This is a genomic window from Nannocystis punicea (assembly GCF_026965555.1).
GTDB lineage: Bacteria > Myxococcota_A > Polyangia > Nannocystales > Nannocystaceae > Nannocystis > Nannocystis punicea.
On record NZ_CP114040.1, the window covers coordinates 2,891,068 to 2,904,781 of the forward strand.

The window sequence follows — 13,714 nt, forward strand, 5'->3', positions numbered from 1 at the left end:
GACGAAATCTCAAATTCACTAAACCTGACCAGCACCGTGTCTCAAGGTCATTGACAGGCTCCGGGGCTCGGGCACCTGGCAAGGCTCGAGCGCCACCGTGTGGCGAGCCACGACGAACAGGGCACGAATCTTTAGCGCATGCGCCGGAGCCTGAGCGTGACAGCCCAGAACAGGAGCGCGCCCGGGAGACCTCCCACGAAGATCGGCAGTAGCAGCTCGACCGTCAACGGCTCGGGCCGGCGTTCGAGGTACCACGCGACCGCCGGGAGCGAGCCGAGCGAGACGGCCACGAGCGCGATGCAAGAGCCGAGGCGCGTGAGCGCCGTCCGGCCATGCACGAGCCCCGCGACGAGCCCGAACAGAGCGGCCACGACGATGGCCGGGGCGAACGCGCCGGGATCGCCGAACCAAGCCTCGAACCAGCCCGCGCGGATGGCGGCCCCGGCCACGCCGCCGCCGGCCGCAATGCCGAAATTCCTCGCGGCGCGCAGGCTCTCGGGGTCCCCTTTGTCATTCACGGCCGCGCGGAGCTCGGCGCGCGCGGCACCGGCCATTGCCCCCAAAACTCGCCCTTCCCGGCGCAGCGTGAACGCGGCGAGGACGAACATCAGGACGAGCGCCGGAACTTCGGTCACGATGAACGTGAGGCCGGCGGCTGCGAGCGGATGCGTCGCTGGATCCTCGCCGAGCTCGGCCGCGAGGAACACCGCGTAGGGACCGGTTCCGGTAGCGACCCAGTACACCGTAAGCGACAGCGCCACGGCGCAGAGAAGGCCGCCGATGATCCGGACACGGAGGGGGAGGGGGGACACGCCGTGAGTATAACCAGCATTGGTGCGGGCCGCATATGTCCGCACCTTTGCTGCGCCGCAACATTGATCTCCGTTATGGACGCTTACCCCGGTCAACGCCAGGTGTGGCATCTTGCACCGCATTCATGTTGCAGCGCAAAATAGATCGCTTGACCATCCACGGGCCCCGAGACTAACGTCCCTGCCCGTCCGGACATTGAGGAGAAGTGTCATGCGGTGCTTGCTGCCCTCGCTGTCGTATCTGTTCATAGCGCTCTCTGGCCTCGGCCTGGCGACATCCGCCGGCTGCGACGCCTCGCCCGACGATGCGGGCGCCGTCGACGAGGCCGACGGTGGGAGCGACACCGGCGACGCCGTGCCCATCGCGAGGAACTTGCTCGATCCGGGGGAGGCCGTCCCTGCGCCGTTCGACGGACACTTCGATCCGCCGGCCGACGACGTGTACAAGGATGATTATCGGATGGTCGGCCAGCTCACGCCGCCGTCGTGGTCGTGGGGGAAGATCGAGCTGCTCGAGGGGCTCCAGGCCTACCGCACCGAGGGCTACAATCTGCGGAAGCAGAAACCTCGCTCTCGCTGCTCCCACTACGGACTCTCGCCTGCGAGGGCGACGATGGTGGCCGCGAAGGCGACGACACCGCAATCAGGCGATCAGTGTCCCCGGTCCGGTCGATCCACCGGGAGGCGGACCCCCGGCGAATACCTCCAGGGCATCGAGGGCGAGTTCATCCGCGCGGCAAGTCGCTCGCGGTCGGTCCAGGTGCACACAACGGGTCGACGGCGAGATCTCGCGGGGACGGCGCGAACCGCGCGGACCCGCCTGATGCACACTCGGCACATGGACGTCCGAGGGAAGACCATCGTCCTCACCGGGACCTTCGCGCGGGTGAGCCGCGCGGTCGCCGAGGCCGGGCTGAAGGCCCGCGGTGCGAAGGTGACCAGCTCGGTCTCGAAGAAGACCGACCTCGTGTTCGCGGGAGCGGATGCGGGATCGAAGCTCGAGAAGGCGCGCGAGCTGGGCATAGCGATCGCCGACGAGAGTGCGCTGTTCCTGGCGATCACCGGAGTCGCGCCCGCGCCGATCGGATCCCATCCGTTCCACGCCGCGTTCGATCGCCTGGTCGCGGAGCTCGAAGCGCACCCGCGGGTGCACCTGGCGATCGTGCACCGAGGTCCACCGCGAGATCCGAGCTCGATCGTGCCGCCGTTCGTGAGCCGCCTCGGGATCGCTCCGACCGACGAGGTGATCGCGTTCTATGCGGAGCGCGATGGTTGCGCGCTGGTGTGGCTCGACCGCGACGACCCACAGCTCGATGCGGCGGTGCATGCCCGCGACGATCGGATGCCGACGATCGCGCGCATCGACGAGCTGATGACGGACACCATGCACTTGATCGCAATGCCCTCGATCGATCGGGTGTTCGGACCGGAGGGCCTCGACTACTCGCGCGCCCACGCGACGATCGACGGCGAGATGGAGCGCTACGATCGGAGCTTCGTGGGCTTCGACTTCGTGGGCGACTGGTACACGCCTGCGTTCCTGGTCGATCGCGGCGTGGTGCGGGTGCAGGTCGGCGACGATCACGGCGTGTTCGACGACGGGCGACCCACGGTCTCGTTCGACGACTACGTCGGCGCAGTGGTAGCGACGAAGGGCTCGAACCGCTGGCGCGGCGAGCTCTTCGGGTTCTGCGCGACGGAGAAGCGTTTCGAGGAGGCACGCCGCGATCCCCGCGGCTTCCTCGCTACACGCCCGCCCTCGATCGACGATCTACTGCCCTCTCGCTACGGGCCGCCCGAGGAGGTGCGGGTCGCGGCGCTGCCGGCCGAGCCGCGGCTACGCGCGCTCGTCGAGGCCGCGGAGACCGCGCGCGCGGTCACGTACGAGGCGCAGAAGGACGGGCGCATGCTGATGCGGATCGAGCGCGCCGACGGGGGGCGTCAGCTCGCGTTCCTCCGCGAGGACGAGCGCGCCACGGTCGAGGCCGCGATCGCCGCCCGGCGTTGAGCCAGACGTCGTCGAGCACCTTCCGCGCGCCAGCGGTGAAGATCGGCTTCGGCTGTGACGCGACCAGCGGCGCCGCCGACGGGCTCGCGTGGCGCGGCGCTGCGTGGTTGGCGATACGCCGGCGCTCACGGAAACGGTAGGCGAGGGCGCGGGCGAGGCCAGTCGATCAGCAGCCGATTCCACATCGAGAGGCAACAGCACGGGATGGCGATTGAACAGCGTCCAGACGAGCGCTTGTTCCCGGGATTTGGTGATGTGGTGTACAGGAGGCGCTAGTACTGCCTGCCCGAAGTTCTCCAGGGGTTCTGTCCTGGATCCATCGCCAGGGCGGTATAGGCGGTGGAATAGGCGAGGCGCGAAAACGATCTCGTCGATGTGCCAGGCCCACGAGCACAACGGCTTCGTTTGGCACCTTCGGTCCGTGACGAACTGGAGGTGCTGGCCCGGAGTGGCCGCGCCGAGGCACGCCTCGTACTCCGGGCGAGGCTCGTGCTCCTCGCTGCCGAAGGGCACTCAAACCAGGAGATTGCGCGGAGATTGGGCTGCCACGTGGACACGGTGAGGGGGTGGCGTGGGCGCTTCGCGCGTGATGGGCGAGTCGTGACGCTCGAGGATCGTCCGCGAAGTGGGCGACCTCCTCGGGTATCGCCGGCGACACGCTGCAAGCTCATCAAACTCGCCTGTGACAAGCCTGCCAGGCATGGCCAGCAGACCCGTTCGACGTGGACATATGCGACGTTGGCAAGGCGCCTGCTTCATGAGACAGGTGTCGGGCTCAGCGTGTCCGAGGTGGGGCGAATCTTGCGCAACGAGGATTTCCGGCCGCACAAGATGAGGCTCTGGCTGCACAGCCCCGACCCCGACTTCTGTCGCAAGGTTCAGCGCATCTGCGATCTCTACCATCATCCCCCGGACGGAGCTCATGTGCTCTGCGTCGACGAGAAGACCGGCATGCAGGCGCTCGGACGGAGATTTCCCAGCAAGCTCCCCGCGCCCGGCCGCGCGGGCCGTTTCGAGTTCGAGTACGTCCGCCGCGGTACCTGGTCGTTGTTCGCGGCCTTCGACGTCCGCACCGGTGAAGTCCTGGGCGAGTGCAAGCCGCAACGACGGGCCGAGGACCTCTTGGACTTCATGGAGAGCCTTGCCCGCAAATATCCTACCGGCCAGCTCTACGTCGTCTGGGATAACCTCAACATCCACTATGAGGGTGCGGACCAGCGTTGGGCTCGCTTCAACCGGCGTCACGGCGACCGCTTCCACTTCGTATACACGCCGATCCATGCCTCGTGGGTCAACCAGATCGAGATCTGGTTCTCGCTGCTGCAGCGCCGCGTCCTTCGTTACGCCGACTTTCCTTGCGCCGGAGCCTTGCCCCGCGCCGTGATGAGCTTCATCCGGCGCTGGAACAGCGACGAAGCGCACCCGTTCAACTGGACCTTCCGCGGTCACTTCGTCCACACTCAGCGGCACCACGCCGCATGAGCCGTCCACGCACCACCCGCAACGCCGCTGCGAAATCGGATGATGACGCTCGCGCTGTCGAGCAGTTCCTGCGCCAACACCAGGGCCTCGCACATATCCGTGTCCGGCATCGCGCCCCGCTCATCACCCTCGAGTCCGGCCCCACCCACGATCCGATCCCGCACGCGCGCCTGCGCCGTCTCGCCGCCAACTTGTGGCAGCTGGAGATGGCTACCCATACCGGGCGCTGGGAACCAACACCCTTCCGCGCCTCTCGCGACGAACTGCTCGAGCTGCTCCTCGGCAACTTCGGCTGGACCCTTGCAGAGAGGGCCTAGCAACCCCTGGAGAACTTCGGGCCGGATGTACTAGACCCCAATGCCAACGACGGCGGGAACAATGGGGACGCACTTGAGGCTGTTCCAGGTCGTTCTACCGTGCATTGCGAGCTCTGCATGTCCCGAGGGCCAGAAGTGCAGGCCCTACGCTGCGAGCGACAGGGGCTCGCCGGGAGCGACACCGGCGGCACGATCACGGCGAACGACAGCGGCTCGCCGGGCTCGTGGCGGAGCGACAGCGTCTCTTCGGAGGCAACTCCGCGAGCGCGGCGGAGCGACTGGGACCGAGCTCGGGGGTGAGGGCTCCGTCGACGCGATCGGCGGTTCGGCACCAGCCCCGACGACAGCGACGCGAGCGCGCATCCTCGTGGCCGCGGAATCGGTCGGCCCGGTGGCGCGTTGGCAGCCACGGGGTCGCATGAGCCGCACGAACGAGCGTATCCGGGAGAGCCGCCGCCTGGCCGTGGGCCTGGGCCTGAGCGGGGCAGCGTTGGTCGGTTTGATTTATTTCGAGGGCATGTCCGCCCGCGCGGTCGAAGAGGCGGGGGAGGACGACCTCGACGGGCTCGCGGTGTTCGCGGTCGACGACTTCGAGTCCGAGTCGGTCGCTCCCGTCGCTGCGGTCGAGCCGATCGTGATGGCGACGGTCACCGAGGTCGACCTCGCGGCGCTGCCGGTCGAGCCGCTGGGCCCCGCGCTGGTCGTCGTGCCCGATATCGAGCAAATGACCCTGCGCAAGGCCGCGAAGGAGCTCGCGGCGGTCGGCCTCAAGCTGTCGGTGCGCGACGAGTACGGCGACGCGGTCCCGCGCTGGTCATGGGGCGACTACGAGGTGCGCACGCAGAAGGTCGACGCCGGCACGGAGGTCGTGCCCGGCGCGACGGTGAAGGCGAAGGCGCGCGCGCTGAGGCGTCTCGTGTCGGGGTACTGAGCCGATGAACGACGCGATCGTACAAGTGCTCGTGTTCACGGCGCTGGCGGGCCTCGCGTTCGCGCCGCTCGAGCAGCTGTTCGGCCGCCATCGCGGCCCGCGGCCCGATCGCCTCGCGGACCTCGGCTTCGCTACCTTCGGCGGTCTGCTCGTCCACCTCGGCGTCGCCACGCTGGTCGGGGGCGCGCTGGCGGGGCTCGAGCCCCTCGCGCTCGCGGAGCCGCTGTTCGTCGCGGTCGGCGATCGCACGGTTCGCACCGCGCTCGAGGTCGGGGTCGGGCTCGTGATCTTCGAGCTGGTCGGCTACGCGTACCACCGGCTCGCCCACGCGGTCCCGTGGCTGTGGCGGCTGCACGCGGTGCACCACAGCTCGGAGCGCATGGACTGGCTGGCGTCGTTCCGCCAGCACCCGCTCGAGATCGTGCTGATGACGCTGGCCCAGAACGCGGCGCTGGTGCTGCTCGGCGTGCCGCTCGGCGCGCACGCGCTGGTGCTGCTCGCGCTGCGCCTCAACACGGTGTTCGTCCACGCCGATCTCGAGCTGCCGCGCAGCCGGGCGACGAAGTGGTTGAGCGAGCTGCTAGCCACGCCGGCGTTCCACCACCGGCACCATCAGTGCGACGGAGCGCCGCGCAACTTCTCCACGGTGTTCCCGTGGATCGATCGCCTGTTCGGCACCCACGACCCCGCGCCCGCGGGTCCGGTGGGGTTGTCCACGCCGACGCCGCGCAGCTTCCTCGGACTCCTCGTCCTGCCGTTCGTGGGTCGCCGCGTGGAGTGACGGAGCATGGATGGACAGCTGCTGCGAATTCGAATGAGCGGAGAGGCGACCAGGGCTTCGACGTCCGGTCGCAGCCACCACCCTCGACGACCGTCGCCGCCGGCTGACTCAATCGTCTACCACGGTGACGGCGCATCGCGGCCGCGGCGAGGGACGACGGGGTGAACGCCATCGTGCCGACACCGCGGTCCCGCGCCCCGAATCGCAGGAGTGCCGTGTCGACGACGACACCGGCACCCGATACGAACCTTGGCGGTCTGGACATCGACGCAACGGCGCCCGCGTTCGGCGAATCCGCGCCTCCGGACAGCTGTCAGCACCTCGACGAGCGCCCCGCGCGTGCGATGGCGACCCGAGCCGGCCGGCGGGACGAGGACCAGCCGATTTGCTAACGTCGCCCCATGGACGAGGACGACGGAGCGCTCTTGAGCGCCTGGGCTGCCGGCGATGGAGAAGCCGGTAGCCGCCTGTTTATCCGCCATTACCGCACCGTCTACCGATTCTTCGCCAACAAACTGTCCAGCTTGGCCACCGTCGAGGATCTGGTCCAGCAGTGCTTCCTGGCGGGCGTCGAGGCGCGCGCGCGCTACCGCGGGGACGCCAGCTTTCGCACGTTCTTGCTGTCGATCGCGCGTAATTTGCTCCTGAAGCACCTGCGTGACCGCCACAAGGATCAGCCGATCGACAGCGACGAGATCTCGCTCGCCGATTGCGGACTGGGGGTGAGCACGATCATCGGCATCCAGCGCGAGCAGCAGATCCTGTTGACGGCGCTTCGGAGGATTCCGATCGATTCGCAGGTCGCGCTCGAGATGACGTACTGGGAGCAGATGTCCGGCAAGGAGATCGCGGCGGTCCTCGGCGAGACCGAGCCGGCGATCCGCGGGCGGCTGCGCAAGGCCAAGCTCGAGCTGCGTGGCGCCGTCGAGGCGCTGGCCAGGACGCCCGAAGAGATCAGCTCCACGATCGACGGGCTCGAGCGCTGGGCCGACGGCCTGCGCGATTACTGGGACGCTGGCCGCTGAGCGATGACCGACGCGGGTGGCGAGGCGAGCGAAGAGCCGGCCGGCCTGGCGCGGGCGCTGCCCGACAGCGTCGACGCCGAGTTGGTCCGTGCGCGGTTGATGACCACGATGTTCGGCCGTGAGGCAGTCTCGCCGCGCTTCGGTCGCTTCGAGCTGCGCGAGCGGATCGGAGAGGGCGGCATGGGCATCGTGTACCGCGCCTTCGATCCGCAGCTCGAGCGCACGGTGGCGGTCAAGTTGATCGACACCCGCGCCTTCCCTGCGAGCCAGCGCGAGCGGGCGCTGCGAGAGGCACGGAGCCTGGCCCGGCTCGCCCACCCCAACGTCATCACGATCTTCGAGGCCGGGTTGACCGACGAGCGCGTGTGGATCGCGATGGAGCACGTGCCCGGGACGACGATGCGCGACTACCTGACGCGCACGCCGCGGCCGACGTCCACGGCGATCCTCGAGCACTGGATCGCCGTGGGCCGCGGCCTCGTCGCGGTTCATGCGGCCGGACTGGTCCACCGCGACGTCAAGCCCAGCAACGTGCTGATCGGGGACGACGGCCGCGCGCGGCTGATCGACTTCGGCCTCGTCCACTCGCCGCGCAGCGAGCCGTACGCGCCCGCCAGCACGCAGGAGAGCGGAGCGAGCGGCGACGACACGCCGCGCGCCGCCGGGTTCGCCGGCACGCGGGCCTACGCCGCGCCCGAGCAGCTCGCCGGGCGCGAGGTCGACGCTGCGGCCGATCAATACTCCCTGTGCGTGGCGATCTGGGAGTCGCTCGCCGAGCGCCGGCCGACGGGCGCCGACGACGCGAAGATCGAGCACGCGTCACCGCGGCTCACCCGCGCCCTCTCGCGCGGCCTCTCGCTCGATCCGCGGGCGCGCTTCCGGTCGCTCGCCGAGCTCCTCGCCGAGCTCGAGGCGGTCGTCGCCGGGCCGCGGCGGCGGCTCGGCCTGGCCCTCGGCGGCGCGGCCCTTGGCGCTCTCGTGACCGGCGGGGCGGCCGCGCAGTTCGTCGCGCCGCCCGAGCAGCCGCCGCTGTGCGCTGTCGACCCGGGAGCGCTCGCGGGCACCTGGGACGACGCCCGGCGAGCCGCGCTGCGCGAGCGCTTCACCGACGACTCGCTCGCCTTCGCCCAGACCACGGTGTCGACATTGACCGCGGGGTTCGACGCGTGGGCGCGCGAATGGCAGGAGGCGCGGCGGGCAGCGTGCGCGGCGACGCGGATCGAGGGGCTGCAATCCGACTCGGCCCTCGACCTTCGCAACGCCTGCCTCGAGCGCAAGCGCCGGCGCGTGGAGGTGGCGCTCGACACGTTGCTGGCCGAGGACAGCGACCTGCCGCTCGCCGGGCGGGCGCCGGAGCTGTTGGCGAACCTACCGGCGCTCGACGATTGCAGCGATCCCGAGCGGCTGGCGCAGATCGAGCCGTTGCCGGCGGAGGAGCCGGCGCGCGGGGCCGTCCTGCGCGGCTACGACGTGCTCGCGCGGGCTGGCGCCCTGGCGGCCGCTGGGGCGCTCGCCCGCGCAGAGGCGAGCGTCGATGAATTCATGGCAGGTGGCCCGCCGCGGGGCTACGTCCCGCTGCGCCTCGAGCTCGACGCATTCCCGGCGCGGCTCGATCTGCTGCGCGAGCAGACGACCCGCGGGGTCCCGGCGCTCGTCGCCGTCGCCCGCGAGGCGGAGGCGCAGCGGCTCGACGAGCTCGCTGCGACGCTGCTGGTCGAGGCGGCCGAGGCGGCGAGCGGGCGCTGGTCGAAACCCGAGCTCGAGCAGTGGCTGATCGACGAGGCCGACGCCGCGCTGCGGCGGCTCGGTCGCTCGACGGACCCGCGGACCCTGTCGCTGCGCGTGGCCAAGGCGCGGCAGCTGGCGCAGGCTGGGCGCTTCGCCGACGCGCTCGCGGCTCACGAGCAGGTCCGCGAGTCGGCGCGGCAGCTCGGCGAAGACACGCGCGCCGAGTCGCAGCGGCTGAACATCGCCGCGATGCTGGCCCAACTCGGTCGCCACGACGACGCGCTGGCGATGCTCGAGGCGGGCCACGCGGCCGCGCGGCGCCGCTGGGGCGATGGCTCGCCGGCGGCCGGCGACTACGCCTTCGACCTCGCGCTGCTCGCCATCGACACCGGCGACCTCGCGGGGGCGCGCGCACGCCTCGACGCGGCCGAGGACTCCGCGCGCCGGGCCTTCGGCGACGACTCGCTGAGCGCGGCGCGGATCGAGTTCGTGCAGACCAAGCTCGACATGCTCGCCGGCGAGTTCGCTACCGGCCTCGCGCGGCTCGACGCCGTCATGGCCGTGCACGAGCGCGAGCTCGGGCCCGCGCACGAGCTGCTCGGCGAGCTGCACGAGGCGCGCGGCGTGCTGCGCTTCTTCGCGGGTGACATCCCGGGCTCGATCGCGGCGTACCAGGCGGCGCTGCCGATCCGCGTCAGCGTCCTCGGGCCGACGCATCCGCTGGTCGCTCGCCTGTACAGCAACCTCGGCGAGTCCGAGCTCGCGCTCGGCCGCCTCGACGAGGCGCGCGCCAGCTTCGATCGCGCGCTGGTGATCTACGGGTCGACCAAGCCGCCCGAGGACCCGAGCCTGGCGCTGCCGCTCAAGGGCCGGGGTAAGGTCGCGCTGGCCGCAGGGCAGCCCCGGCAGGCCGTCGAGGACCTCGAGCGGGCGCTGGCGCTGCAGCTCGAGAGCGGCGCGGAGCCGCTGGAGATCGCCGATCTGCGGTTCTCGCTGGCGTGCGCGCTCGCGGCCGGCGAAGGGCGACGATCGCCGCGCGCGGCGCTGCTGGCCCGCGAGGCGCGGGCCGACTACGCGGTCCGCGACATGAAGGAGCAGGTCGCGGCGATCGACGCGTGGTTGCGCGGCTGATCAGGCGCCCTTGCGCTTGATCGTGAACGTCGGGTCGGGCAGCGACAGGAGAGGGAGCTGTTCGCCGTCGGCGTAGCTCCCGGTGATGCGGAGCACCGAGCTCGCGTCGGCGGGCACCTGGAGATGCACGGCGATCGTGACCGACACGAGCACGGTCTCGCTCCACCGGTTGACGCTGTCCTGCACGATGTCGACGGTGAACGGGCGACCGGTCGAATTGCGAATGGTCAATTCGACCGTGGTCGTCGCGCCGTCGACCTCCAGCTTGGCCGAGGTGTCGCTCGGTGACGACCTGGTCGACAGCGACGCCAGCAGGGGTGTCCAGCACTGGCCGGAAGCATCATAGGACTGCCAGACATAACCTTCGACATCGGGCCAGGGGCCCAGCGCGAGCTCGTAGCCGACCGTCTTGCCGTTGAACACGTAGTCGTACGATTCGCCGCCGAGGCTGCCCTGCGCGACGCCAGCGGGGAACGGCGACCTGTTCGAGTCCTCTTCCGTGTTGTCCGCGTCGTAGTAGCCGAACAGCGCGTATCTGTCGTACCCGTCGTAGGTGCGCTCGCAGTACACCTGATAGGCGCGGTCCTGGTCGGCGAGGCCGACGCTGATCCACCCCCAGGAGTCCGTATGCGGGGGATTGAAGCTGGCGATCTGAACAGCGGTCGCGCCGGCGGGGACCTTGACGAAGGTCGAACCCTGCGGGCAATTCAGCGCCACCTCGGATCCGGCGGGGACCACTTCGAATGCATAGAGATCGACGCGGGAATTATTGGTGAGGTTGATCTTGTAATTCGTCACGTCGCGGCCTCCATCGCATCGTACTTCGCGGCCGGGTGCGCGAGGGAGGACGAGCGAGGTGAGGCCGCGCACCGCGCTCGTCCGCGCCTCGTCGCGTTCAGGACTCCATCTCGAACCGCAGGATGTTCTGGTTGTTGTCGCCGGCCTCCGTGAAGGCGACGTAATTGGCGGTGATCTTGGCGACGGGGCCGTAAAGTTTCCTTCGCGGGTCGTCCTTGAGCGAGATCGAGCCGTCACTGTTGAGGATGACCGGGTTGCGCCAGCCGCCCTTGAGACCCCAACCCGCGTAGTCCTGGTCCGCGAGTCCGAGGTAGCGATCGTTGGGCGTGGTCTCCTTCTCGAGGTAGAGGTCCGCGCCGCTCGACGCCCACACGAGAACAGCCGCGCCCTTGGCGTCGGTGACGGTCACGTAGTTGTCGTGGGTGCCCAGGTAGCCCACGAACTCGCCGGTCATGAGGTTGAAGCACTTCATCTTCTTGTAGGTGGTCATGGTCGTTCTCCGAGGAGGGAAGCCGCGATCGTCGTGGCTTGCATGTCCGTAGTTCCGCGACCTCCGAAGTCCGACATAAATTGGCGAAATTTCGCGTTATAGGGACTCAAATCCGGAATTTGGAAGGGAGGACGGAGCGTGGCCGGCACGACATTACCGTCGACGCGCGGCCCGCGTGATCGGCTGCGAGCGTCTTGGACGATGACGTCGTCGAGGCGCTTCGCATGGTCCCGGCGTGCGCCCCCGGAGGGTCCGATCGGGGTCCGCGGTCCAGCGCAGGCTGCGACTCGTCGATGATGTGTGTGTTTCAGGGGCGCGAACCTGTCTGCAAAGAGCCGCGAGCCCTCGGAGGTAAGCGTCCGGTGAGCTGCGTCGTGACGAGGCGTCAGCCGGGGACCTACAAGGAGGCCCCGGAGGATGAATGGCGAAAGAGACCGACGAAGATCGTGATGACCGTGGCGCGGTCGTGCTGCAGCCCGAGCCGCCAGCGCGAGGGACGTTCGCGCTGCTGATCCCGGGCGACATGTCGTGGTCTTCGTGTTCGCCAGTCGCAGGTCCGATCGCGTGAAGGTGCTGTGGTGGGACCGTAACGGCTACTGCCTGATGTACAAGCGGCTGCATCGGGCGCTGTTCCGCGTACCGGTGGCGGGCGAGCCGTCGCAGCGCTCGGTGGTCGTCGACACGAAGAGCTTCGCGGAGCTGCTGCGAGGCGTCGAGCGAGCTCCGCGGCGTGAGGGGCGAAATCGCTCTTGACGTGAGCGCTCAAAAGCGTACGTAGGAGACGTGACCGAGGTCGAGCTCGTCCGCCATGAACTCGAGAGCCGCATCCGCGAGCACGCGGACGCGATCGACAAGCTGACCGCCGAGCGCGAGCGGTACAAGAAGCTCTACTTGGACTTGCTCGAGCACTGCAAGCTGCTCGAGAAGGGCATCGTCGTCGGCCAGAAGGCCGAGCGCTTCACCGCCGGCGACGACCCGCAGCTCGCGCTGCAGATCCTCGAGATGATGCTCGCGGGCCGCGACGTCGTCGTCGAGGAGATCGGGGAAGAAGTCGAGCTCGACGATGCCGACGACGAAGACGCCGACGACGCGGAGGTCGATCGTCCCGCGCCCACTCGGCGGCGCTCTCGCGGCCGCCGGCCCCTGCCCGAGAACCTTCCGCGGGTCGAGATTGAGGTGCTGCCGCCCGAGGTCGTGCGCGAGGGCCTCGACGCGTTCCAGCGGATCGGCCAGGTCGTCTGCGAGGTGGTCGAGCGTCGACCGGCCTCGCTGGTCGTGGCGCGGATCGTCCGGCCGAAGTTTGTCCGCAAGGGCGAGGCGGAGGGCACGATCGACGACGAGGGGCCGGCCGTGCAGATCGCGGAACGACTGGAGCTGCCGATCGAGCGCGGCCTCGCCGGCCCCGGCCTCCTCGCCGACACGATCGTGCATCGCTGGCAAGACCATCTGCCCACGAACCGCCTCGAGGCGCTCTACGCCCGCGACGGCCTCCAGCTCGCGCGCTCGACGATCTGCGGCTGGCACGAGCAGCTCGCCGACCTGGTCGAGCCGCTCGTCGAGGCGATGTTCGCCGACGCCTTCGCGCAGCCCTATCTCTGCACCGACGCGACCGGCGTCCTCGTGCAGGCGAAGGAGCAGTGCCAGCGCGCCCACTTCTGGGTGCTCGTCGCGCCCGAGCGCCACGTCCTGTTCCGCTTCTCGCCGGCCCACGACAGCGAGGCCGTCGATCGGCTCCTGAAGGGCTATACAGGCTATCTCGTCGCCGACGCCCACGCCGTCTATGACCACTTGTATGCGACCGGCGAGGTCGTCGAGGTCGGCTGCTGGGCCCACTGCAGGAGGTACTTCTTCAAGTGCCTCGGCTCGGAGCCGGAGCTGACCAGGCACGCGCTGTCGCTGATCAAGGCACTCTTCAAGATCGAGCGGGCGCTGGCGACGGCGCCACGCAAGAAGCGAGAGTCGGTCCGGCAGGCGAAGTCGAAGCCGATCGTCGACGCTTTCTTCCTCTGGTGCGACCAGCAGGCCGCGCTCGCCCTCGACGGCACGCCGCTGGCCAGGGCCCTCGGCTACGCCCGCAATCAACGGACAGCCCTGCAGCCGGCGCGAGGTCATCGGGCGCAAGAATTGGCTGTTCCTCGGCAGCGAGGAAGGGGCCCTCTCGCCGGCTGCCTCGAATTGCCATGAATTCATGGTGCGTCGATTCGCGCACTC

At 69.4% G+C, this 13,714-nt stretch carries 11 protein-coding genes and 1 pseudogene; 9 read left to right on the forward strand and 3 right to left on the reverse strand.

The genetic code is table 11. From position 1 onward, the window contains the following. Window positions 1–131: 131 nt before the first annotated feature. Window positions 132–812 (reverse strand): hypothetical protein, encoded by a 681-nt coding sequence (locus tag O0S08_RS10885; RefSeq protein ID WP_269039015.1) that lies wholly within the window; start codon window positions 810–812, stop codon window positions 132–134. Window positions 813–924: 112 nt separating this feature from the next. On the opposite strand from O0S08_RS10885, the gene O0S08_RS51035 reads away from it, so the two are divergent. The 7 genes from O0S08_RS51035 to O0S08_RS10920 all read left to right on the forward strand — a co-directional run bounded on the left by O0S08_RS51035 (window position 925) and on the right by O0S08_RS10920 (window position 10,215). Then, window positions 925–2,820 carry a BRCT domain-containing protein gene (locus O0S08_RS51035; RefSeq protein ID WP_276082594.1) on the forward strand — a complete coding sequence of 632 codons (1,896 nt, stop codon included), beginning with the start codon at window positions 925–927 and terminating at the stop codon, window positions 2,818–2,820. 435 nt (window positions 2,821–3,255) lie between these two features. Then, on the forward strand, window positions 3,256–4,302 hold the full coding sequence (locus tag O0S08_RS10895) for an IS630 family transposase (RefSeq protein WP_269037968.1): 1,047 nt from the start codon (window positions 3,256–3,258) through the stop codon (window positions 4,300–4,302). Further along, on the forward strand, window positions 4,299–4,619 hold the full coding sequence (locus O0S08_RS10900; protein ID WP_269032845.1) for a hypothetical protein: 321 nt from the start codon (window positions 4,299–4,301) through the stop codon (window positions 4,617–4,619). Before O0S08_RS10895 ends, O0S08_RS10900 begins: the two co-directional genes overlap by 4 nt. A 517-nt stretch (window positions 4,620–5,136) precedes the next feature. Further along, window positions 5,137–5,550 carry a PASTA domain-containing protein gene (locus O0S08_RS10905; RefSeq protein ID WP_269039016.1) on the forward strand — a complete coding sequence of 138 codons (414 nt, stop codon included), beginning with the start codon at window positions 5,137–5,139 and terminating at the stop codon, window positions 5,548–5,550. Window positions 5,551–5,554: 4 nt separating this feature from the next. Further along, window positions 5,555–6,331 carry a sterol desaturase family protein gene (locus O0S08_RS10910; RefSeq protein WP_269039017.1) on the forward strand — a complete coding sequence of 259 codons (777 nt, stop codon included), beginning with the start codon at window positions 5,555–5,557 and terminating at the stop codon, window positions 6,329–6,331. A 401-nt stretch (window positions 6,332–6,732) separates the two neighbouring features. Continuing rightward, window positions 6,733–7,356, forward strand: a complete 624-nt coding sequence (locus tag O0S08_RS10915) for an RNA polymerase sigma factor (RefSeq protein ID WP_269039018.1) — start codon at window positions 6,733–6,735, stop codon at window positions 7,354–7,356. A 3-nt stretch (window positions 7,357–7,359) separates the two neighbouring features. After that, on the forward strand, window positions 7,360–10,215 hold the full coding sequence (locus O0S08_RS10920; protein WP_269039019.1) for a serine/threonine-protein kinase: 2,856 nt from the start codon (window positions 7,360–7,362) through the stop codon (window positions 10,213–10,215). On the opposite strand, the gene O0S08_RS10925 is transcribed toward O0S08_RS10920, so the two are convergent. Further along, a complete protein-coding gene (locus O0S08_RS10925; protein ID WP_269039020.1) occupies window positions 10,216–11,013 on the reverse strand; it encodes a hypothetical protein in 798 nt (265 codons plus the stop codon). Between the two features lie 97 nt (window positions 11,014–11,110). After that, complete coding sequence (locus O0S08_RS10930; protein ID WP_269039021.1) at window positions 11,111–11,503, reverse strand: hypothetical protein; 393 nt, start codon at window positions 11,501–11,503, stop codon at window positions 11,111–11,113. Between the two features lie 519 nt (window positions 11,504–12,022). Here O0S08_RS10930 and tnpB point away from each other — a divergent pair. Both tnpB and tnpC read left to right on the forward strand, forming a co-directional pair. Beyond that, window positions 12,023–12,256 (forward strand): annotated as a pseudogene (gene tnpB / locus O0S08_RS10935) (IS66 family insertion sequence element accessory protein TnpB); the annotation flags it as partial. Between the two features lie 30 nt (window positions 12,257–12,286). Beyond that, window positions 12,287–13,687, forward strand: a complete 1,401-nt coding sequence (gene tnpC, locus O0S08_RS10940; RefSeq protein WP_269039022.1) for an IS66 family transposase — start codon at window positions 12,287–12,289, stop codon at window positions 13,685–13,687. Window positions 13,688–13,714: the final 27 nt, after the last annotated feature.

What these genes read in the sequence shown, in the direction of transcription:
- O0S08_RS10900 (WP_269032845.1), top strand. Translation starts at nt 4,299, where the DNA reads ATGAGCCGTCCACGCACCACCCGCAACGCCGCTGCGAAATCGGATGAT.
- O0S08_RS10905 (WP_269039016.1), top strand. Translation starts at nt 5,137, where the DNA reads ATGTCCGCCCGCGCGGTCGAAGAGGCGGGGGAGGACGACCTCGACGGG.
- O0S08_RS10920 (WP_269039019.1), top strand. Translation starts at nt 7,360, where the DNA reads ATGACCGACGCGGGTGGCGAGGCGAGCGAAGAGCCGGCCGGCCTGGCG.
- O0S08_RS10930 (WP_269039021.1), bottom strand. Translation starts at nt 11,503, where the DNA reads ATGACCACCTACAAGAAGATGAAGTGCTTCAACCTCATGACCGGCGAG.
- O0S08_RS10910 (WP_269039017.1), top strand. Translation starts at nt 5,555, where the DNA reads ATGAACGACGCGATCGTACAAGTGCTCGTGTTCACGGCGCTGGCGGGC.
- O0S08_RS10915 (WP_269039018.1), top strand. Translation starts at nt 6,733, where the DNA reads ATGGACGAGGACGACGGAGCGCTCTTGAGCGCCTGGGCTGCCGGCGAT.